This is a genomic window from Bacillus sp. NPDC094106 (genome assembly GCF_044764345.1).
Classification (GTDB): domain Bacteria; phylum Bacillota; class Bacilli; order Bacillales; family Bacillaceae_G; genus Bacillus_A.
Genome location: NZ_JBIWHY010000011.1, coordinates 132,243 through 151,946 on the forward strand (window position 1 = coordinate 132,243; position 19,704 = coordinate 151,946).

20 protein-coding genes are annotated in these 19,704 nt (G+C 37.5%); all 20 read right to left on the minus strand.

Annotated elements, in window-relative coordinates; all coding sequences use genetic code 11:
• Window positions 1-5: 5 nt before the first annotated feature.
• Window positions 6-1,148, minus strand: coding sequence for a 1-deoxy-D-xylulose-5-phosphate reductoisomerase (gene dxr / locus ACIQ7L_RS17230; protein ID WP_400570708.1), 1,143 nt, complete (start codon window positions 1,146-1,148; stop codon window positions 6-8).
• A gap of 23 nt (window positions 1,149-1,171) precedes the next feature.
• Entirely contained in the window at window positions 1,172-1,963 is a 792-nt protein-coding gene (locus ACIQ7L_RS17235) for a phosphatidate cytidylyltransferase (protein ID WP_097895224.1), read from the minus strand.
• A gap of 17 nt (window positions 1,964-1,980) precedes the next feature.
• Window positions 1,981-2,757, minus strand: a complete 777-nt coding sequence (locus ACIQ7L_RS17240) for an undecaprenyl pyrophosphate synthase (RefSeq protein ID WP_097895222.1) — start codon at window positions 2,755-2,757, stop codon at window positions 1,981-1,983.
• Between the two features lie 85 nt (window positions 2,758-2,842).
• On the minus strand, window positions 2,843-3,400 hold the full coding sequence (gene frr, locus ACIQ7L_RS17245) for a ribosome recycling factor (RefSeq protein WP_400570709.1): 558 nt from the start codon (window positions 3,398-3,400) through the stop codon (window positions 2,843-2,845).
• Between the two features lie 2 nt (window positions 3,401-3,402).
• Window positions 3,403-4,125 (minus strand): UMP kinase, encoded by a 723-nt coding sequence (pyrH, locus tag ACIQ7L_RS17250; protein ID WP_098490016.1) that lies wholly within the window; start codon window positions 4,123-4,125, stop codon window positions 3,403-3,405.
• Window positions 4,126-4,191: 66 nt separating this feature from the next.
• Complete coding sequence (gene tsf, locus ACIQ7L_RS17255; RefSeq protein ID WP_400570710.1) at window positions 4,192-5,079, minus strand: translation elongation factor Ts; 888 nt, start codon at window positions 5,077-5,079, stop codon at window positions 4,192-4,194.
• Between the two features lie 103 nt (window positions 5,080-5,182).
• Complete coding sequence (rpsB, locus tag ACIQ7L_RS17260; protein ID WP_400570711.1) at window positions 5,183-5,884, minus strand: 30S ribosomal protein S2; 702 nt, start codon at window positions 5,882-5,884, stop codon at window positions 5,183-5,185.
• Between the two features lie 361 nt (window positions 5,885-6,245).
• Window positions 6,246-7,025: a GTP-sensing pleiotropic transcriptional regulator CodY gene (gene codY, locus ACIQ7L_RS17265; protein WP_097895214.1), complete on the minus strand. Its 780-nt coding sequence runs from the start codon at window positions 7,023-7,025 to the stop codon at window positions 6,246-6,248.
• Between the two features lie 77 nt (window positions 7,026-7,102).
• Window positions 7,103-8,494 carry an ATP-dependent protease ATPase subunit HslU gene (gene hslU, locus ACIQ7L_RS17270; RefSeq protein WP_097895212.1) on the minus strand — a complete coding sequence of 464 codons (1,392 nt, stop codon included), beginning with the start codon at window positions 8,492-8,494 and terminating at the stop codon, window positions 7,103-7,105.
• Between the two features lie 22 nt (window positions 8,495-8,516).
• Window positions 8,517-9,059 carry an ATP-dependent protease proteolytic subunit HslV gene (hslV, locus tag ACIQ7L_RS17275; protein WP_400570712.1) on the minus strand — a complete coding sequence of 181 codons (543 nt, stop codon included), beginning with the start codon at window positions 9,057-9,059 and terminating at the stop codon, window positions 8,517-8,519.
• 42 nt (window positions 9,060-9,101) lie between these two features.
• The gene (gene xerC / locus ACIQ7L_RS17280; protein ID WP_097895207.1) at window positions 9,102-10,001 is read right to left on the minus strand and encodes a tyrosine recombinase XerC; all 900 of its coding nucleotides are present in this window, start codon (window positions 9,999-10,001) and stop codon (window positions 9,102-9,104) included.
• Window positions 10,002-10,066: 65 nt separating this feature from the next.
• Entirely contained in the window at window positions 10,067-11,371 is a 1,305-nt protein-coding gene (gene trmFO, locus ACIQ7L_RS17285) for an FADH(2)-oxidizing methylenetetrahydrofolate--tRNA-(uracil(54)-C(5))-methyltransferase TrmFO (protein WP_400570713.1), read from the minus strand.
• A 49-nt stretch (window positions 11,372-11,420) separates the two neighbouring features.
• Entirely contained in the window at window positions 11,421-13,499 is a 2,079-nt protein-coding gene (gene topA / locus ACIQ7L_RS17290; protein ID WP_400570714.1) for a type I DNA topoisomerase, read from the minus strand.
• Between the two features lie 144 nt (window positions 13,500-13,643).
• Window positions 13,644-14,513: a DNA-processing protein DprA gene (gene dprA / locus ACIQ7L_RS17295; RefSeq protein WP_400570715.1), complete on the minus strand. Its 870-nt coding sequence runs from the start codon at window positions 14,511-14,513 to the stop codon at window positions 13,644-13,646.
• 88 nt (window positions 14,514-14,601) lie between these two features.
• Window positions 14,602-15,504 (minus strand): succinate--CoA ligase subunit alpha, encoded by a 903-nt coding sequence (sucD, locus tag ACIQ7L_RS17300; RefSeq protein ID WP_262719650.1) that lies wholly within the window; start codon window positions 15,502-15,504, stop codon window positions 14,602-14,604.
• Between the two features lie 19 nt (window positions 15,505-15,523).
• Window positions 15,524-16,684, minus strand: coding sequence for an ADP-forming succinate--CoA ligase subunit beta (gene sucC / locus ACIQ7L_RS17305; protein WP_400570716.1), 1,161 nt, complete (start codon window positions 16,682-16,684; stop codon window positions 15,524-15,526).
• 192 nt (window positions 16,685-16,876) lie between these two features.
• Window positions 16,877-17,650 carry a ribonuclease HII gene (locus ACIQ7L_RS17310; protein ID WP_400570717.1) on the minus strand — a complete coding sequence of 258 codons (774 nt, stop codon included), beginning with the start codon at window positions 17,648-17,650 and terminating at the stop codon, window positions 16,877-16,879.
• A 60-nt stretch (window positions 17,651-17,710) separates the two neighbouring features.
• Window positions 17,711-18,574 (minus strand): ribosome biogenesis GTPase YlqF, encoded by an 864-nt coding sequence (ylqF, locus tag ACIQ7L_RS17315; protein ID WP_400570718.1) that lies wholly within the window; start codon window positions 18,572-18,574, stop codon window positions 17,711-17,713.
• Between the two features lie 21 nt (window positions 18,575-18,595).
• A complete protein-coding gene (gene lepB / locus ACIQ7L_RS17320) occupies window positions 18,596-19,147 on the minus strand; it encodes a signal peptidase I (protein WP_400570719.1) in 552 nt (183 codons plus the stop codon).
• Between the two features lie 101 nt (window positions 19,148-19,248).
• Complete coding sequence (gene rplS / locus ACIQ7L_RS17325) at window positions 19,249-19,593, minus strand: 50S ribosomal protein L19 (protein ID WP_033672113.1); 345 nt, start codon at window positions 19,591-19,593, stop codon at window positions 19,249-19,251.
• Window positions 19,594-19,704 lie beyond the last annotated feature (111 nt).

Consider the following 19,704-nt stretch of genomic DNA (forward strand, 5'->3'; position numbering starts at 1 on the left):
CTTTGCTAAATTTGTTCCATCACAAACCGTCTTGTGGCCGCATCAATTTCCTGAATTTCTTCTAAGCTCGGACGTGCAATGACATTGTGATGGTGCATTGCTTTTTCAATGAGGTCTTCTACTGCTAAGAAACCAATTTTCTTTTGTAAAAAGGCTGCTACAGCTACTTCATTTGCTGCATTCATTACAGCTGGCATGCTCCCACCCGTCTTCCCAGCTTCATATGCAAAACGTAGGCAACGGAAACGCTCTTGATCCATTTTTTCAAAATGCAGCGTTCCGATTTCCCATAGATTTAACCGTTTTGTATCTGAAAGAGGTAACCTGTCAGGATATGTAAGTGCATATTGAATTGGTACACGCATATCTGGTGAGCCGAGCTGCGCCATTACACTACGATCTTCAAATTCAACCATAGAATGAATAATGCTTTCTTTATGTAAAACAACATCGATTTGCTCATAAGGAATGCCGAAAAGCCAATGTGCTTCAATTACTTCCAGCCCCTTATTCATCATTGTAGCAGAATCAATTGTAATTTTCGAACCCATTGACCAGTTCGGATGACGAAGCGCATCTTCTACTGTCACATGATGCAATTCATCTCTCGTTCTATCACGAAAACTCCCGCCTGAAGCAGTGATAATTAAACGAGAGATTCTTTTTTCATTTTCTCCATTCAAGCATTGAAAAATAGCTGAATGTTCACTATCTACTGGAAGTAATGACACATTGTGTTTTCGCGCCGCTTCCATGACAAGGTGTCCTGCAGTTACTAATGTTTCTTTATTTGCAATTCCAATTGTTTTTTTTGCCTCAATTGCACGAAGTGTTGGTAACAATCCTACACTACCTACAACAGCATTTATTACAACTTCTGCTTCTGGATGAAGAGCTACCTCTAATAACCCCTTGTCACCATATACTACTTTTGTATTTCCAGAAACGGATTGTAAGCTTACAACATCCTCTTCTCTTTGTACAGAAACAAGCTGAGGAGAAAATTCTTGAATCACTTTTACTGCGTAATCGATATTTTTCCCTACAGAAAAAGCAACGAGACGGAATTGGTCTGGGTGCATGCGCAATACATCTAACGTTTGCGTTCCAATTGATCCACTTGCACCTAATAAACTAATGTTTTTCATGACTTCAACCCCTCGTTCATTTATTAAATGTATTGTAATAAGAAATATAGAATTGGTAAAACAAACAGCCAGCTATCTGTTCGATCTAATATACCGCCATGGCCAGGTAAAATTTTACCTGAATCCTTCACGCCATAATGCCGCTTAAATGCAGACTGTACTAAGTCACCAATTTGTCCAAAAATAGAAATTGCGATTGTAGCAACAATTAAAATTCCCACACTGTTTTCAACTGGGTAAAACATATTATATACAAACGCAACAACAATACCACAAACAATACCGCCTAATGAACCTTCTATCGTTTTATTCGGACTAATCTCTGGCCACAATTTTCTTTTTCCAATTGCTTTCCCTATGAAATATGCGCCTGAATCAGTTGCCCAAATGACAAATAATGCATAAAACACATATTTGATTCCCAATATTCTTGTCTCATTTAAATATAAGAATCCCATTGCAACATATGTTGTTGCCATAAGTAAAAATGCAGCATTGTCAAAAGTAAATGTATTCTTCGAAAGGACTGTATATGATAAAAGTAATAAAACAATCACAAATGTGATTTCCAATTTATCTAATCCAATCCACTCAAACAATCCTGATGCATTACTTGGAACTAAAATAATCCACAATAATAATGCAGCTAAAACTGTTGGTACCGAAATAAGTGTAAGCTTGTTCATACGAATTAATTCATATAATCCTATAGAAGCGAGTGCATACACTAAAGCTGTAAAAGGCACGCCACCGTAAATTACGATGGGAATGAATAGCGCGGCAGCAATCACTCCAGTAATAATTCTCTGTTTCACTACCAAACCCTCTCTTTCTACACGCCTCCGAATCTGCGCCCTCTATGTTGAAAGTCTGTAATCGCGTTTAACAAATGTTCCTCGGTAAAATCTGGCCAATACACATCTGTAAACCAAAGCTCCGAATACGCAATTTGCCATAGCATGAAATTACTAATACGTAGTTCTCCACTTGTACGAATAAGCAAATCCGGATCAGGTAAAGTACTTGTCATTAAGTATGAAGAAATCATTTCTTCATTTATATCTTCTGAACGAACTTTCCCTTTTTCACTATCTTTCATCATCTGTTGCACAGCAGAAACGATTTCATCGCGACTTCCATAGTTTAACGCAAAATTGAGAATTAATCCCGTGTTCTCTTTTGTATCTTCCATGGCTTTTTCCATCGCTCTGCGCGTATGCGTAGGAAGACGATCTTTTTGTCCAATCACTCGAATTTGTACATTTTCTTCAATCAATTCTGGTAAAAATGTACCTAAAAATTCTTCTGGAAGCTTCATTAAATAATCGACTTCCTTTTTCGGTCTTTTCCAGTTCTCAGTAGAAAAAGCATAAAGAGTCAGCACTTTTACATCAAGTTTACTAGCAAATTTCGTAATCTTTTTTACTACTTGCATTCCTTCATGATGTCCAGCAATGCGAGGCATCGCTCTTTTCTTTGCCCACCTTCCATTACCATCCATAATGATTGCAATGTGCTCTGGGATATGTCCCTTTTTCACTTCTTCAATGAGATGATCAAACGATGTGACCTTTTTACCTTTAAAAAAAGGAAACTTTTTAAACATCATTCATACCCTCCAACAAGCAGACGTATGCCTAAAAGTGTAAAAAGACCCCCTTAAGAAGAGGGTCATATTTGCGAAGGTATCGCTATTACACTTCCATGATTTCTTTTTCTTTGTTTTTTGCGATTTCGTCAACCTTTGCAATATACTTATCCGTTTCTTTTTGGATATCTTCTGTATATCCTCTTAAGTCGTCTTCTGTAATCTCGCCAGCTTTTTCAAGCTTTTTAAGGTCATCATTACCATCACGACGTACGTTACGAACAGCAACTTTTGCTTCTTCAGCGTATTTTTTCACAACTTTAACAAGATCACGACGACGCTCTTCTGTTAATGCTGGGAATGCAATGCGAATTACTGAGCCATCGTTAGAAGGATTTAAGCCTAAATCTGCTTTTAAGATTGCTTTTTCAATATCACCGATAGAAGTTTTATCATAAGGTTGAATTACAAGTAAACGTGCTTCTGGAACTGTAATGTTCGCTAACTGCACAACAGGTGTTGGTGCACCGTAGTAATCAACTTGTACCTTATCTAATACAGACGCGTTTGCACGACCAGCACGAACTGTTGCTAATTCACGTGAATAAGCAGCAACTGCTTTTTCCATTTTTTCATTTGCAGCTTTTAATACTTGTTGACTCATATTTATTTCCCCCTTACAATTGTTCCAATATTTTCGCCTAAAACGGCACGTTTAATGTTTCCTTTTTCCATAACCGAGAATACAATTAATGGAATATCATTATCCATACATAATGAAGAAGCAGTAGAATCCATTACACCTAAACCTTCTTTTAATACATCTAAGTATGTAAGTGATTCATATTTCGTAGCTGTTTCATCAACAGATGGATCTGCACTATACACACCATCTACATTGTTTTTCGCCATTAAAATAACATCCGCTTCGATTTCCGCTGCACGTAATGCTGCAGTTGTATCTGTAGAGAAGTATGGGTTACCTGTACCTGCTGCAAAAATAACAACACGTTTCTTCTCTAAGTGACGAATTGCTTTACGACGAATGTAAGGTTCTGCCACTTGACGCATTTCAATAGAAGTTTGAACACGCGTTTGAATTCCAATGTTCTCCAAGCTATCTTGAAGAGCTAATGAGTTCATAACTGTCGCTAACATGCCCATGTAGTCCGCTCCTGCGCGATCCATGCCCATTTCACTACCAATTTTCCCACGCCAAATGTTACCGCCACCAACAACAACAGCAACCTCTACATCAAGTTCTGCAATTTCTTTCACTTGTTCTGCAACTGATTTAATAACAGATGGATTAATTCCAAACCCTTTTTCACCAGCTAAAGCTTCACCGCTTAGCTTTAAAACGACACGATTATATTTCGGTTTACTCATAATGAACCTCCAATTGCTTACATCTTTATTTTAAAAAAGGGAACACAATGTGTTCCCTAATCTGTATTAGTTGCTACCTTTTACTTGGTTCATTACTTCTTCAGCAAAGTTGTCTTCGCGTTTTTCGATACCTTCACCAACAGCGTAGCGAACGAATCCTTTTAATGTGCCGCCTTTAGACTCAACGAACTGACGAACTTTCATATCAGGGTTTTTAACGAATGCTTGGTCAAGTAAGCAAATCTCTTCGAAGAATTTGCCAAGACGACCTTCAACCATTTTCGCAACGATTTTTTCTGGCTTGCCTTCGTTTAAAGCTTGTTGTGTTAATACTTGACGCTCATGCTCAACTTCTTCAGCTGTTACAGCATCGCGGTCGATGTATTTAGGGTTAACTGCTGCAATGTGCATTGCTACATCTTTAGCAGCTGCTTCATCTGTAGAACCTTCAAGAACTGTTAATACACCAATGCGTCCACCCATGTGTAGGTAAGCACCGAATGCATCTGCATCAGTTTTTGATACGATTTCGAAGCGACGAAGTGTAAGTTTTTCACCAATTTTAGCGATTGCTTCGTTGATGTACTCTTCTACTGTTTTGCCATTTGTAATTGTTTGAGCCATAGCTTCTTCAATGTTAGCAGGTTTGTTAGCTAATAAGTGAGCAGCTAATTCTTTAATTAATGTTTGGAAACCTTCGTTTTTCGCAACGAAATCAGTTTCAGAGTTTAATTCTAAGATTAAACCGTCGTTACCGTTTGTTTCAATGAAAGTTAAACCTTCAGCAGCGATGCGGTCTGCTTTTTTAGCAGCTTTTGCAATACCTTTTTCACGTAAGAAATCAATTGCTTTCTCCATGTCGCCGTTAGTTTCTGTTAAAGCTTTTTTGCAGTCCATCATACCTGCGCCAGTTTTTTCACGAAGTTCTTTTACCATTTGTGCAGTGATTGCCATACTTTTCATCCTCCTAAAATATGTATTTATACCTTTTGAAAAGGTGTTTATACCTTAAAAAAGGTGATAAAAGGCCGAACCCCTTATCACCTTTCCAAATTTGTTACGCAGTAACAGTTTCTTCACCTTGTTTTGCTTCAAGGATCGCGTCTGCCATTTTAGATGTAAGAAGTTTTACAGCACGAATTGCATCATCGTTTGCTGGAATTACGTGATCGATTTCGTCTGGATCACAGTTTGTATCAACGATACCGATGATTGGAATGTGTAATTTGCGTGCTTCAGCAACTGCGATACGCTCTTTACGAGGGTCTACTACGAATAATGCACTTGGAAGACCTTTCATATCTTTAATACCGCCTAAGAATTTTTCAAGACGCTCTAACTCTTTTTTAAGTTGAACAACTTCTTTCTTAGGAAGTACATCGAATGTACCATCTTCTTGCATTTTTTCGATATCTTTAAGACGCTTGATACGTTTTTGGATTGTTTGGAAGTTTGTTAAAGTTCCACCTAACCAACGTTGGTTAACGAAGTACATTCCAGCACGAGTTGCTTCTTCTTTGATAGCTTCTTGTGCTTGTTTTTTTGTACCTACGAATAAAATGTCGCCACCTTCAGCAGCGATGTTACGCATTACGTTGAAAGCTTCTTCAACTTTTTTCACAGTTTTTTGTAAGTCGATGATGTAGATACCGTTACGCTCTGTGAAAATGTAACGTTTCATTTTTGGGTTCCAACGACGAGTTTGATGTCCGAAATGAACACCAGCTTCAAGCAATTGCTTCATAGAAATTACTGACATAATTTAGTTCCTCCTAAATGGTTTTTGATATCCTCCGTTTACTTCATCTTTAAGTGAAACTACAAACGTAGCACCAACACTTAAATCAGTAAACGTGTATACTTTGTACTGACACCACTGCTTACTATATCATAATGAAATATTACAATCAAGTCGAAAATGCGAACAATGTAAAACTTTCTTTTTGATTATGATTTTACTCATCTTTTTTCTCTGCTTCAATTCCAGTATTACCGCATTTTTTCTATTTTAAGCAACCTTGTCTACGAAATAAAACTAAGGTTTCCCTCACACAAACCCACAATAGATCTCTTGAAAAATAAAAAAGCTCTCCTCAGGCGAGGAGAGCTTTTCTTACAAATTAGTTTGTTTTTAATTTAGCAAGTTCATGTAAAAACTTGTCGTTTAATACTTTAATGTATGTTCCTTTCATACCTAAAGAACGAGATTCAATCACGCCTGCACTTTCTAATTTACGAAGGGCGTTTACGATTACAGAACGAGTAATTCCAACGCGATCAGCGATTTTACTTGCAACAAGTAAACCTTCTGTTCCATTTAACTCTTCAAAGATATGTTCAATTGCTTCTAATTCACTGTAAGACAATGAGCTAATCGCCATTTGAACAACCGCTTTACTACGAGCTTCCTCTTCAATTTCTTCTGCTTTTTCACGTAGAATTTCCATACCTACTACAGTTGAGCTGTACTCAGCAAGGATTAAATCATCATCTAAGAATTCTTGACCAAGACGAGCTAACACTAATGTACCTAGACGCTCACCACCACCAACGATTGGCACGATTGTAGTTAAACCTTGACCGAACAATTCTTTGTTTTCTACAGGGAAAGCTGTGTATTCACTATTCACATCTAAGTTTGGAGATGTTTCTGTAATATGGAATAAGCTTTGTGTATATTCTTCTGGGAATTGACGCTCTGCAAGCATTTGTTTCATGCGTTCATTCTCAATTTGTTGGTGAATTGCATATCCTAATAATTTACCGCGACGACTTACAACGAATACGTTCGCTTCAATTACTTCACACATTGTATCAGACATTTCTCTAAAGTTTACAGGCTTTCCTGCTGCTCTTTGTAATAAAGCATTTAATTTTCTCGTTTTTGCTAATAATTCCATTTCAAAAGTTCCTCCTACATGTTACTTACATATTTTTTCATCACTTGGAAACTAGGGCGAGTCACCTGATGATACTATTACAAAATAAACTGGCTCACATCTTTATTTTTAGCGATTGTCGCTAATTTTTCCTCTACATATTGAGGTGTTATCGTTATTTTTTCTAACGTAATTTCAGATGCTTCAAACGATAAATCTTCAAGAAGTTTCTCCATAATGGTATGAAGCCTTCTCGCTCCAATATTATCCGTATCTTGATTAACTTGATAAGCAATCTCAGCAATCTTACGAATAGCTTCGTCAGAAAATTCAATTTCTATACCTTCAGTTGCCAACAATGCTATATACTGCTTCACTAACGCATTGTCTGGTTCGATCAGAATTTTAACAAAATCATCTACTGATAATTTCGTTAATTCCACCCGAATCGGAAATCTCCCTTGCAATTCTGGAATCAAATCAGACGGTTTGGACATATGGAATGCGCCGGCTGCAACGAATAAAATATAATCTGTTTTTACTGATCCATATTTCGTTGCAACATTTGACCCTTCTACAATCGGTAAAATGTCACGTTGCACACCTTCACGCGATACGTCTACGCTATTCGACTGCTTACCAGCAATTTTGTCAATTTCATCAATAAAAATAATCCCGAGCTGTTCAGCACGATAAACAGCCTCTTGTGTAACTTCATCCATATCAATTAAGCGCTGTGCTTCCTCATTTGTCAAGACTTTTCTTGCTTCTTTTACAGAAAGTTTACGTTTTTTCGTTTTTTTCGGCATAAAACTTCCTAATGCATCTTGGAAATTCATCCCCATTTGTTCCATACCAGTTCCTTGTAGCATATCAAACATAGAAGACTGTTGTTCCGTCACTTCAATCGATACGACTTCCTCTTCAAGTAAACCGGCAGCAAGTTTCTTTTCAACTTCTCGGCGCTTATTTTCAATTTCTGCGTCGTCTTGTGTTTCAGATGTCTGACTAGAATTTTGATTCCCACCAAACAGCATTTCTAATGGATTTTTAAATCCTGTTTGTTTTTGTTGACTCGGTACTAAAATTTCAACAAGTCGTTGATTCGCTTGCTCTTCAGCTTTATCTTTAACCTTAACTACCATCTCTTCTTTTACAATACGAACGGACGTTTCTACAAGATCACGTACCATCGATTCTACATCCCGGCCGACGTATCCAACTTCTGTAAATTTGGTAGCCTCAACCTTAATAAAAGGTGCCCCAACGAGCTTCGCCATTCGTCGTGCTACCTCTGTCTTCCCGACACCTGTCGGTCCAATCATTAAAATGTTTTTCGGAGCAATTTCATCGCGCAAATCTTCCGCTAGCTTACTGCGACGATATCGATTTCTAAGTGCCACTGCAACCGCTTTTTTCGCATCCTTTTGACCAATAATATATTGATCCAATTTTTCTACAATTTGACGCGGAGTAAAATGTAAATGCATATAAAATGCCTCCCTTACGATTCTACAATTCTTCCACAATTATGTTGTGGTTTGTATACACACAAATATCGCCAGCAATCTCTAAACTTGCTTTCGCAATCTGTTTTGCTGTTAAATGTTCACTCGCATGTTGCTTTAAAGCACGACCAGCAGCAAGTGCATAATGTCCACCTGAACCAATCGCTAAAATACCATCATCTGGTTCGATTACTTCCCCCGTACCTGAAACGAGAAGCAGTGTTGTTCCATCCATGACAATGAGCATTGCTTCCAATTGACGCAGCATCTTATCACCACGCCATTGCTTTGCCATTTCAACTGCAGCACGTTGTAAATTGCCATTGTACTCTTCTAATTTTCCCTCAAACATTTCAAAAAGAGTAAACGCATCCGCAACTGAACCTGCAAAGCCAGCTAACACTTTTCCCTGAAATAACTTTCGGACTTTGCGGGCTGTATGCTTCATCACAACGGCATTGCCAAATGTCACCTGTCCATCACCAGCCATTGCACACTTACCGTTATGGTGAATTGCAAATATCGTTGTAGCGTGGAAATTTCCCATAGAAAAAACTCCTTTATATGTTTTTATAGCTTTAAAAGCAATTTATGCCCGTGGGTGATGCTTCATGTAAACAGAACGCAATCTTTCTTTAGAAACATGCGTATAAATTTGTGTCGCTGATAAATTTTCATGACCCAATAACTCCTGTACAGTACGTAAATCAGCTCCTTCATCTAACATATGTGTAGCAAATGTATGCCTTAACATATGTGGACTTATTCGCATTGTAAGAGAAGCTTTCTTAATCAGTTCATTTAAAATATAACGCACACCCCGATCTGTTAACGGCGTACCCTTTGCATTTAAAAACACCATTTGAGAGTGTTCCTCATTTTTTTTAGATAACTGTTTTCTCCCGTTCTCTATATAAGTAATTAAAGCATCTTGTGCATAGCTTCCGAACGGAATATACCTTTGTTTTTTGCCTTTTCCCATTACAAGAATTGTTCCCACTGAAAAATCAATGTCAGTGAGTTGTAAATTTACACATTCACTCACACGAATCCCTGTTGCATACATGAGTTCTAATAGGGCTTGATTTCTTTGACCAAGCGGCGTTGTCGTATCAGAAACTTCAAATAATTTTTCCAACTCTTCAGCGTACAGGAACTTTGGGATTGACCATTCTTTTTTGGGGAGTGATGCAAGTGCAAACGGATTATCTTCGCGATACCCTTCACGCATCAAAAAACGATATAAACTTCGTAAGCTTGACACTTTCCTTGCGACAGATTTACGGGCTAACTTTTCATCGTGTAACGTCGTTAAGTACAAACGAACATCAACGTATGTAACATCTAAAAAAGAGGATATGCCTTCTCGCTCCATAAATTGCACAAAATGTTCTAAATCATTTTGATAACTTGCAATTGTATATTTTGAATAATTTCTTTCAATTTGTAAATATCCAACGAATAATTGTAACAATTTCTTCACATTCACATAACTCACCTCAATAAAGGCTACTAAATCGTATCACAATTCAGTAGCCTTTGCAAGAAATTTAACTAAATATTTACAAAATTTTGAATTATCTCTAAAGCTCGTGCTGCGTATGCTTCATTTCGTTCTTGTTTCTTTTTAATTTTCTTTTCTAGTGGTGTAAATAAACCAAAGTTTGCATTCATCGGTTGGAAGTTTTTTGCATTTGTTGCAGTAATGTAATTCGCCATACTCCCCATCGCAGTTACAGGTGGTAGTACAATAGGCTCTTCTCCTTGTACAACACGAGCTGCGTTAATACCTGCTAACAACCCTGAAGCAGCCGATTCTACATATCCTTCTACCCCTGTCATTTGTCCTGCAAAGAATAAATCATCACGGTACTTATATTGATATGTTGGACGAAGTAACTTCGGTGAATTAATAAATGTATTGCGATGCATTACACCGTAGCGTACAATTTCTGCATTTTCAAGTCCAGGAATTAATTGTAATACTTCTTTTTGTGGTCCCCACTTTAAATGCGTTTGGAATCCTACAATATTGTATAACGTTCCTGCCGCATCATCTTGACGCAATTGAACAACTGCATATGGTGTCTTCCCTGTTTTTGGGTCCTCTAATCCAACTGGTTTCATCGGACCAAATAGCAACGTCTGTCTACCTCTACCCGCCATAACTTCTACTGGCATACATCCTTCAAAGAAAACTTCTTTCTCAAATTCTTTCAATGGTACTGTCTCAGCAGCGATTAAAGCATCATAGAAACGGTCAAACTCTTCTTCTGTCATCGGGCAGTTTAAGTATGCTGCTTCCCCTTTATCATAACGAGATTTCAAATATACTTTATTCATATCAATGCTGTCCTTCTCTACAATTGGAGCAGCCGCATCATAGAAATAAAAATAATCTTCACCCGTTAATTCTTTCAACTGTGCAGAAAGATCAGGAGATGTAAGTGGACCTGTCGCGATAACAGTTGGTCCTTCTGGAATTTCTGTAACTTCTTCATTCATTACAGTTACATTCGGATGGTTTTTCACATATTCTGTTACTTTCGCCGCAAACTCATGACGATCTACAGCTAAAGCTCCTCCTGCTGGTACAGAGCATTCGTCAGCCGCACGAATGATAACAGAGTCCATTCGGCGCATTTCTTCTTTAATGACCCCAACAGCATTCGTTAATGTATTTGCACGAAGTGAATTACTACATACTAACTCAGCAAATTTATCTGTATGATGGGCTGGTGTTTGCCTTACAGGCCTCATTTCATATAACTTTACTTGGACACCACGTTTTGCGATTTGATAAGCAGCCTCGCTTCCCGCAAGACCTGCTCCAATGACGTTTACTACTTGTGTTGTCATATATATCACCTTTCCTTTTCTATCCCGAAAAAAATGTGAGCGGTTACGCTCACATTTGTTGTTCTTCTTCATAATCACACGAAATACATTGCACTTGAACGCCTTTTTTCAACTTCTTCTCTACAAGCATACCTTCACATTTTGGACATTTTCGGCCAATCGGCTTATCCCAAGATACAAAGTCACATTCTGGATATGTTCCACACCCATAGAAAAGACGTTTCTTTTTATTACTTCGACGTTCAATAATTTGCCCTTTATCACATTTCGGACAAGTTACACCGATTTCTTTTACAATCGGTTTTGTATTACGACAATCAGGGAAATTTGAACAAGCCATAAACTTTCCGTATTTACCCATTTTAAAGACCATTGGGTGATCACACAACTCACAGTCTTCCCCAGCTGGCTCATCTTTAATTTCTACTTCGCGCATTTCTTTCTCCGCTTTTTCCAAGCGCGGTTCAAAGCCTACGTAGAAATTGTCAACAATTTTTACCCAATTCGCTTTTCCTTCTTCTACTTCATCGAGACTTTGCTCCATATTGGCAGTAAATTCGATGTTAATAATTTCTGGGAAAAACTCTAAAATAAGTTCAATTACAATCTCGCCAAGTTCAGTAGGAACAAATCGTTTATTATCTAATGCGACGTATCCTCGCTTCTGAATCGTTTCGAGCGTTGGTACATAAGTCGATGGTCTCCCAATTCCAAGCTCTTCAAGCATTCGAACTAAACGGGCCTCCGTATAGCGTGGTGGTGGCTGTGTAAAATGTTGTTTCGGCTCTACATCTTTTGAAAATACAGTTTCTCCTATTTCTAAAGGAGGCAACATTTTATCTTTTTCTTCTGCACCATCATCTTGCGACTCCACGTACACCTTCATAAACCCTGGAAATTTCACTACCGATCCATTTGCACGGAATTGAACATTGTTATTAATGAGTCTAGCTGTAACAGTATCCATTATAGCAGATGCCATTTGACTTGCAACAAACCGCTCCCAAATCAATTTATACAAACGATGTTGATCACGACTTAAGAAACTTTTCAATTCATCTGGCTTTCTCATCACAGAAGTTGGACGAATTGCTTCGTGCGCATCTTGTGCATTCGCTTTTTTCGTTTCCTTCTTCTTCTCTGTCCCTATGTATTCCGAACCAAATGCATCAGTAATATAAGAACGAGCTTCTTCTTGAGCAGTTTCTGAGATACGTGTTGAATCTGTTCTCATATACGTAATAAGACCTACTGTTCCTTCTTTACCAATATCTATCCCTTCATATAGTTGCTGTGCAAGCATCATTGTTTTCTTTGCTCGCATGTTTAACTTACGCGCTGCCTCTTGCTGTAGGGAAGACGTTGTAAACGGTAATGCAGGATTGCGCTTTCTCTCTTTTTTCGTTACATTTTCAATCGAAAACGCATTGTCTTTCATTTGTCCAATTATGTCATTTACTTGTGCTTCATTTGTTAACTGAACTTTCTCTCCGTTTACACCGTAAAAAGATGCTTCAAATGTGTCTTTTCCTTTTACAAATTCTGTTTTAATTGTCCAGAATTCTTCAGGAATAAAGTTTTGAATTTCTTTTTCACGATCAATAATTAAACGAACCGCTACAGATTGTACGCGTCCTGCACTTAATCCTTTTTTGACTTTCTTCCATAATAAAGGACTAATATTGTAACCAACAAGACGATCAAGTATTCGTCTTGCTTGTTGTGCATCTACTAAATCCATATTAATTGCGCGAGGATGCTTAAATGATTCCTTGATTGCATCTTTTGTAATCTCATTAAACACAACCCGGCAATCCGATTCAACGTCCACATTTAACGTATTTGCTAAATGCCAAGCAATTGCTTCTCCTTCGCGGTCTGGATCGGCTGCGAGATAGACTTTTTTTGCTTTTTTTGCCGCTGATTTTAAATCTTTTAAAACGGGACCTTTACCACGAATGGTAATATACTTCGGAGTGAAGTTATTCTTTACTTCTATCCCCATTTGGCTTTTAGGTAAATCGCGAACATGTCCCATAGACGCGACGACTTTGTATTTTTTCCCTAAATATTTTTCAATGGTCTTCGCCTTAGAAGGCGACTCCACGATCACGAGGTAATCTGACATGCTAGTGCCTCCTTAAGAGGTGGATTCAAATCTTCATTAATCTTATTGATTTCTCTTGTTTTTGTCAATCAAGAATGAGTATAACATACAGTGCCAATCTACCATTTGTCAATAATTGTTTAATAAAAACATAAAAATATAAGATTAATTTAAAAATTCTTCAAGAATATCTTCTGCTTTTTGAACAAGTTTTGCCCCTTGCTGAATGAGTTGATTTGTCCCAATTGTACTATCTATAAACATAGGACCAGGAAGTGCAAACACTTCTCTATTTTGTTCTAAAGCAAGATCTGCAGTAATAAGCGATCCACTCCTTGCTTTCGCCTCCACAACTAAAACCCCTTTGCAAAGTCCACTTATAATCCGATTTCTTCTTGGAAAATACCATTTTCGTGGAGAATAATGCGGCGGATATTCCGTTAACAACAACATGTAATCTTTCCATATGTTATAAAATTGTTGATTTTCTTTTGGATATATATACTGTAAACCATGTCCTAATATTGCAATGGTCATGCTTTGCTGCTGCACTGTGATTTCATGGGCAATTGTATCAATCCCGCTTGCCAAGCCACTAACAATTAACCACCCTTTATCTATCAACGGTTGTAAAATGGGTTGTATACTCTCCTTCCCATATAAAGATGGTTTTCTTGTTCCAACTACCGCTAATTTATTCATTTTATTAAGGAGTTCTCTCTGTCCTTTTCCATATAAAACAAAGGGAGGATCTGGTATTTCACGTAACAGTTCTGGATAGTCATGATCCCATATTGTTACATAAAAAAGATGATTTTTTTCTAAATGATGAATACATTGAGAAGATGTTGATGTCTGTAAGAATTTCACTAATTCAGAAGATTTTTTCGAGGATAATCCTGTATATTTTTCAAAGTGTTCCGGGCCAAAATTATACATGTTCTTTACCTCTGGATCAATGTGTAACAAGTATTTTAACGCTTTCCAATGATCCGCTAACATATAGTGAAGATGAAGCAACCGTTCTCTTTTCACGATCATTCTCCTTACCCATAATTTTTATTATGTAAACAAAAAATGTGTAAAAAGACACCTTCTAACATGAAGGTGTCTTTCAAAAAGATTAATAGTTTTTACAAGTTTCGAATAATCCCTTTTCTTTTAAAACAGAGATTAATGTTTCACCCATAACAGCCGGTGTTTCGGCAACTTTAATACCACAAGCTTCCATTGTTTTAATCTTTTCAGCAGCTGTTCCTTTACCACCAGAAATAATAGCTCCAGCATGACCCATACGCTTACCAGCAGGTGCTGTTTGGCCGCCAATGAAGCCAACAACAGGTTTTGTCATGTTCGCTTTTACCCACTCAGCAGCTTCTTCTTCTGCTGTTCCGCCGATTTCACCAATCATAATAACAGCATGTGTTTCTTCATCTTCATTAAACGCTTTTAACGCATCAATAAAGTCTGTACCATTAACAGGGTCCCCACCAATACCTACAGCAGTTGATTGACCAATCCCCTCCTGTGTTAACTGATGTACAGCTTCATATGTTAATGTACCAGAGCGAGATACAATACCTACATGACCTTTTTTATGAATGTAGCCTGGCATAATACCAATTTTACATTCATCAGGTGTAATGACACCAGGGCAGTTTGGTCCAAGTAAACGTGTATGTTTACCAGCCATATATCTCTTTACGTTTACCATATCTAATACAGGGATTCCCTCTGTAATACATACTACTAAATCAATCTCTGCATCAACAGCTTCCATAATTGCATCAGCCGCAAAAGCGGGTGGAACGTATACAACTGAAGCGTTCGCGCCTGTTGCTTTCACTGCATCTTCTACTGTATTAAATACTGGTACACCTTCAATATCAGTGCCGCCTTTACCAGGTGTTACACCACCGACAATTTTCGTACCATATTCAATCATTTGTTTTGTATGGAATAAACCTTGAGAACCAGTAATACCTTGTACAATAACTTTTGTATCTTTATTAACTAATACGCTCATTTTTCTCCCCCGCTTTCTATTAGCCCACTAGTGAAACAATTTTTTGTGCACCGTCTGCCATAGATTCTGCTGCAACAATATTTAAGCCAGACTCATTTAAAATTTTCTTACCTAACTCTACATTTGTACCTTCAAGACGAACAACAAGTGGTAATTCAAGACCTACTTGTTTCGTTGCTGCAATAACACCTTCTGCGATTACATCACATTTCATAATGCCGCCAAAAATGTTAACGAAAATACCTTTTACATTTTTATCAGAAAGGATAATTTTGAATGCTTCTGTAACTTTTTCAGCTGTAGCACCGCCACCAACATCTAAGAAGTTAGCTGGATCACCGTGATAATGTTTAATAATATCCATTGTTGCCATCGCTAATCCTGCGCCGTTAACCATACAACCAATATTTCCATCTAAAGGAATATAGTTCAAGTCGTATTTAGAAGCTTCAATTTCTTTTGGATCTTCTTCATCAAGATCACGAAGTTCTAAAATATCTTTATGACGATATAATGCATTAGAATCGAAGTTTAATTTTGCATCTAATGCCATAACTTTCCCATCACCTGTTGTAACAAGTGGGTTAATTTCTGCAATAGAGCAATCTTTTTCGATAAATGCACGGTATAGACCCATCATAAACTTCACAGCTTGTCCTACAAGCTCTTTTGGAATATTGATATTAAATGCGATTCGGCGTGCTTGGAATCCTTGTAAGCCTACTGCAGGATCAATATATTCTTTAAAGATTTTTTCCGGTGTTTTTTCTGCTACTTCTTCAATTTCTGTTCCGCCTTCTTCAGACGCCATTAAAACAACTTGAGAAGTTGCACGATCTAAAACAAGACCTACATAATATTCTTTTTTAATATCGCATCCTTCTTCAATCAGTAAGCGTTTTACTTCTTTACCTTCAGGACCCGTTTGATGCGTAACAAGTGTAGTACCTAATATACTTTCCGCATATGTACGAACTTCTTCTAAATTTTTCGCAACTTTTACACCACCAGCTTTGCCGCGTCCACCAGCGTGAATTTGTGCTTTTACTACACATACATCTGTTCCTAATTCTTTTGCTGCTTCTACAGCTTCTTCTACTGTAAAGGCAACCTTCCCGTTTGGAACACTAACCCCATAGCTTCTAAGGACTGCCTTACCTTGATACTCATGGATATTCATAGTCCCATCCTCCCCCGTTTTCCTGGTTTACTCAAAAAGTTTTTTAATATTTAAAAACACTACATTGCCATTGTATAAAATGATTGCCATGCTGTCTACAATAAAGTGTCAGAAAACTGAAATCGCTTTATTCTTTTTTGAAAATAGTAATATTTGTATGCCAAAATAAAAAAATAAGCTGTAGGTTACAGCTTATTTTTGGATCATATCTTTAATTGGCGCAAATGTTTTCCGGTGTTCTTCTAGTACACCATATGTTTCGATTGCTTGCAAATGTTGTTTTGTTCCATAGCCCATATGCTGTTCAAAACCATATTCAGGGTGTTCCTTCCCTAGTTCCTTCATCATGCGATCACGCGTGACTTTCGCGATAATGGAGGCAGCTGAGATAGAAATACTTTTTGCATCTCCTTTGATAATGGATGTTTGTGAAATTGAAGTAGGAAGTTTCATCGCATCAATTAATAAATGCTCTGGTGTACACGATAAATTTGCAATTGCATCTAACATTGCTCGCTTGGTTGCTTGATAAATATTTATCTCATCAATAACCTGCGGTGATACAATTCCAACCCCAATTGCTACTGCTCTTTCTTTAATTTCATCATAGAAACGCTCCCGCTTCGCTTCACTTAGCTTTTTAGAGTCATTTAACCCTGGTATATAAAAATCTTCTGGAAGGACGACAGCGGCCGTAACAACAGGTCCAGCTAACGGCCCTCTTCCTACTTCATCAATCCCAGCAATATATAAGAGTCCCTGTTCACGTAATGCCTGTTCATATCGAGACATCTCTAAAAATTGTTCTCTTTCTTTTTGTACCTGTTCTTTTTGTTTGTGCCATTTCGCAATTAAATTTTGAACACCTTTCCGCTCATCTTTTATTAACATTTGAAATCGTTCATCTTCTTCTGCCGTAATTTCTTGTAATAAACATCCCACTTCTTTAATTGTTAATTTTTGCATTTTATGTACACTCCTTTTTAAAAACATCCAAAAAGAAAAGACGTACAAACGCACGTCTTCTTATACTTCTTCTACAAATTCATCTGGTGTTTCAAATGTCATTCTTCCCAGCTTACCACCGCGAAGTTCACGAAGAACAAGTTCTGATGTTTTATCATAATCAACAAGTCCGCCGCCCATTAAACAACCTCTGTTCTTTCCAATCGCATCAAATAATTCCACAATATCTTCTGGAATATCATTTATTTTATAACGCTCTTGCAAACGCTCCGGATAATGCTTTTCCATAAAGCGAAGTGCATAAACAGCTACATCTTGTAAGTTTAAAATAGCGTCTTTAATTGCGCCAGTAGTCGCAAGACGAAGTCCAACTAATTCATCTTCGAATTTCGGCCATAAAATACCTGGCGTATCTAATAACTCCATTTCCTTTCCTACTTTAATCCATTGCTGCGCTGTTGTAACACCAGGACGATCGCCTGTTTTCGCAATGTTTTTCTTCGCTAATTTATTAATCAAAGTAGATTTACCAACATTTGGGATACCAACAATCAATGCACGAATCGCTCTTGGTTTAATCCCTTTCGCAATCATTTTATCGAACTTTTCTTTTACAAGTACTTTACAAGCAGCTGTAATTTCTTTCATACCTTGTCCGGCCTGTGCATTAATTGAAATTGCTTTATGCCCCCGCTCTTCAAAATAAGCGATCCATTGTTTCGTTAAGCGATCATCTGCCATATCCGCTTTATTTAAAACAACTAGTCTCGGCTTATGTGTAATAATTTCATCGATCATCGGATTTCGAGAAGATAAAGGTAAACGTGCATCTACAAGTTCAATTACAACATCAATTAACTTTAACTTTTCTGTTACTTGGCGCCTAGCTTTTGCCATATGCCCTGGAAACCATTGAATTACCATGTTGCCACCTTCTTTTTTCGTTTATTTCACAATACGTGCATCCTTTAATGGCCAATATAACATATTTGCTTTCCCTATTACTTGGTCCATCTTAACCGTGCCAATCGTACGACTATCTTTACTAAAACGACGATTATCACCTAATACAAATAATTGACCTTTCGGAACGGTTTTTTTACCTGTAATTTCTTCAAGCTTGAAATCGTATGTAAGCGGTCCATCAGTAAGTTGTTTTTTCTGCTTGTCTAAATACGGTTCCTCATAGGGTTTTCCATTAATATAGAGTGTATCATTACGATATTCAATCTCATCGCCTGGTAAGCCAATAACACGTTTAATATAATCTTTCTCTTCCGTTGCTCGAAATACAATTATATCAAAATGTTTCGGTTCACCAATGTGGTAACCGATTTTATTAACAATCATCCGATCACGGTCATGAAGCGTCGGTGACATCGAAACACCATCTACAAGAATTGGCGCAAAGAAAAACTGTCTAATCACACCCGCTAACACAACAGCAATCAAAATTGCTTTTATCCATTCCCAAAGCGAACTCTTTTCTTTTTTCATGCTTTACCCCTCCACAGTTATGTAAGCTGCTCGTATTATATCAAAATTTCATATAGATTGGAAAAAGGGAGCTTGTGCATTTACAAGCTCCCATACATGTCTTATCGAATTTCTTTAATACGTGCTTTTTTACCGCGAAGGTTACGTAAGTAGTATAACTTAGCACGACGTACTTTACCACGACGAAGTACTTCGATTTTCGCGATTCTTGGTGTGTGAACTGGGAATGTACGCTCTACACCTACACCGTAAGAAATCTTACGAACTGTGAACGTTTCACTAATTCCGCCACCACGACGTTTAATTACAACACCTTCAAAAAGCTGAATTCTCTCACGAGTACCCTCAACTACTTTTACGTGTACACGTAAAGTGTCACCAGGACGGAATGAAGGTAGGTCAGTTTTTAATTGGCCTTTTGTAATATCTGCGATTAATTGTTGCATATTCAATTCTCTCCTTTAAACAGATGCTCTTATAAAGTCATTCATAAATTACAGCGGAACATCGTTAATACGGCCACTACTTTCAGTAGCACAAATGTTATAATAACATAT

Excerpts from the sequence above, each read along its gene's own strand:
- dxr (WP_400570708.1), bottom strand. The coding sequence starts at position 1,148 with ATGAAAAACATTAGTTTATTAGGTGCAAGTGGATCAATTGGAACGCAA.
- ACIQ7L_RS17240 (WP_097895222.1), bottom strand. The coding sequence starts at position 2,757 with ATGATGTTTAAAAAGTTTCCTTTTTTTAAAGGTAAAAAGGTCACATCG.
- frr (WP_400570709.1), bottom strand. The coding sequence starts at position 3,400 with ATGAGTCAACAAGTATTAAAAGCTGCAAATGAAAAAATGGAAAAAGCA.
- pyrH (WP_098490016.1), bottom strand. The coding sequence starts at position 4,125 with ATGAGTAAACCGAAATATAATCGTGTCGTTTTAAAGCTAAGCGGTGAA.
- tsf (WP_400570710.1), bottom strand. The coding sequence starts at position 5,079 with ATGGCAATCACTGCACAAATGGTAAAAGAACTTCGTGAAAAAACTGGC.
- rpsB (WP_400570711.1), bottom strand. The coding sequence starts at position 5,884 with ATGTCAGTAATTTCTATGAAGCAATTGCTTGAAGCTGGTGTTCATTTC.
- codY (WP_097895214.1), bottom strand. The coding sequence starts at position 7,025 with ATGGAATTATTAGCAAAAACGAGAAAATTAAATGCTTTATTACAAAGA.
- hslU (WP_097895212.1), bottom strand. The coding sequence starts at position 8,494 with ATGCATTTACATTTTACTCCGCGTCAAATTGTAGAAAAATTGGATCAA.
- hslV (WP_400570712.1), bottom strand. The coding sequence starts at position 9,059 with ATGGGAAATTTCCACGCTACAACGATATTTGCAATTCACCATAACGGT.
- trmFO (WP_400570713.1), bottom strand. The coding sequence starts at position 11,371 with ATGACAACACAAGTAGTAAACGTCATTGGAGCAGGTCTTGCGGGAAGC.
- topA (WP_400570714.1), bottom strand. The coding sequence starts at position 13,499 with ATGTCAGATTACCTCGTGATCGTGGAGTCGCCTTCTAAGGCGAAGACC.
- sucD (WP_262719650.1), bottom strand. The coding sequence starts at position 15,504 with ATGAGCGTATTAGTTAATAAAGATACAAAAGTTATTGTACAAGGTATT.
- sucC (WP_400570716.1), bottom strand. The coding sequence starts at position 16,684 with ATGAATATCCATGAGTATCAAGGTAAGGCAGTCCTTAGAAGCTATGGG.
- ACIQ7L_RS17310 (WP_400570717.1), bottom strand. The coding sequence starts at position 17,650 with ATGCAAAAATTAACAATTAAAGAAGTGGGATGTTTATTACAAGAAATT.
- ylqF (WP_400570718.1), bottom strand. The coding sequence starts at position 18,574 with ATGGTAATTCAATGGTTTCCAGGGCATATGGCAAAAGCTAGGCGCCAA.
- lepB (WP_400570719.1), bottom strand. The coding sequence starts at position 19,147 with ATGAAAAAAGAAAAGAGTTCGCTTTGGGAATGGATAAAAGCAATTTTG.
- rplS (WP_033672113.1), bottom strand. The coding sequence starts at position 19,593 with ATGCAACAATTAATCGCAGATATTACAAAAGGCCAATTAAAAACTGAC.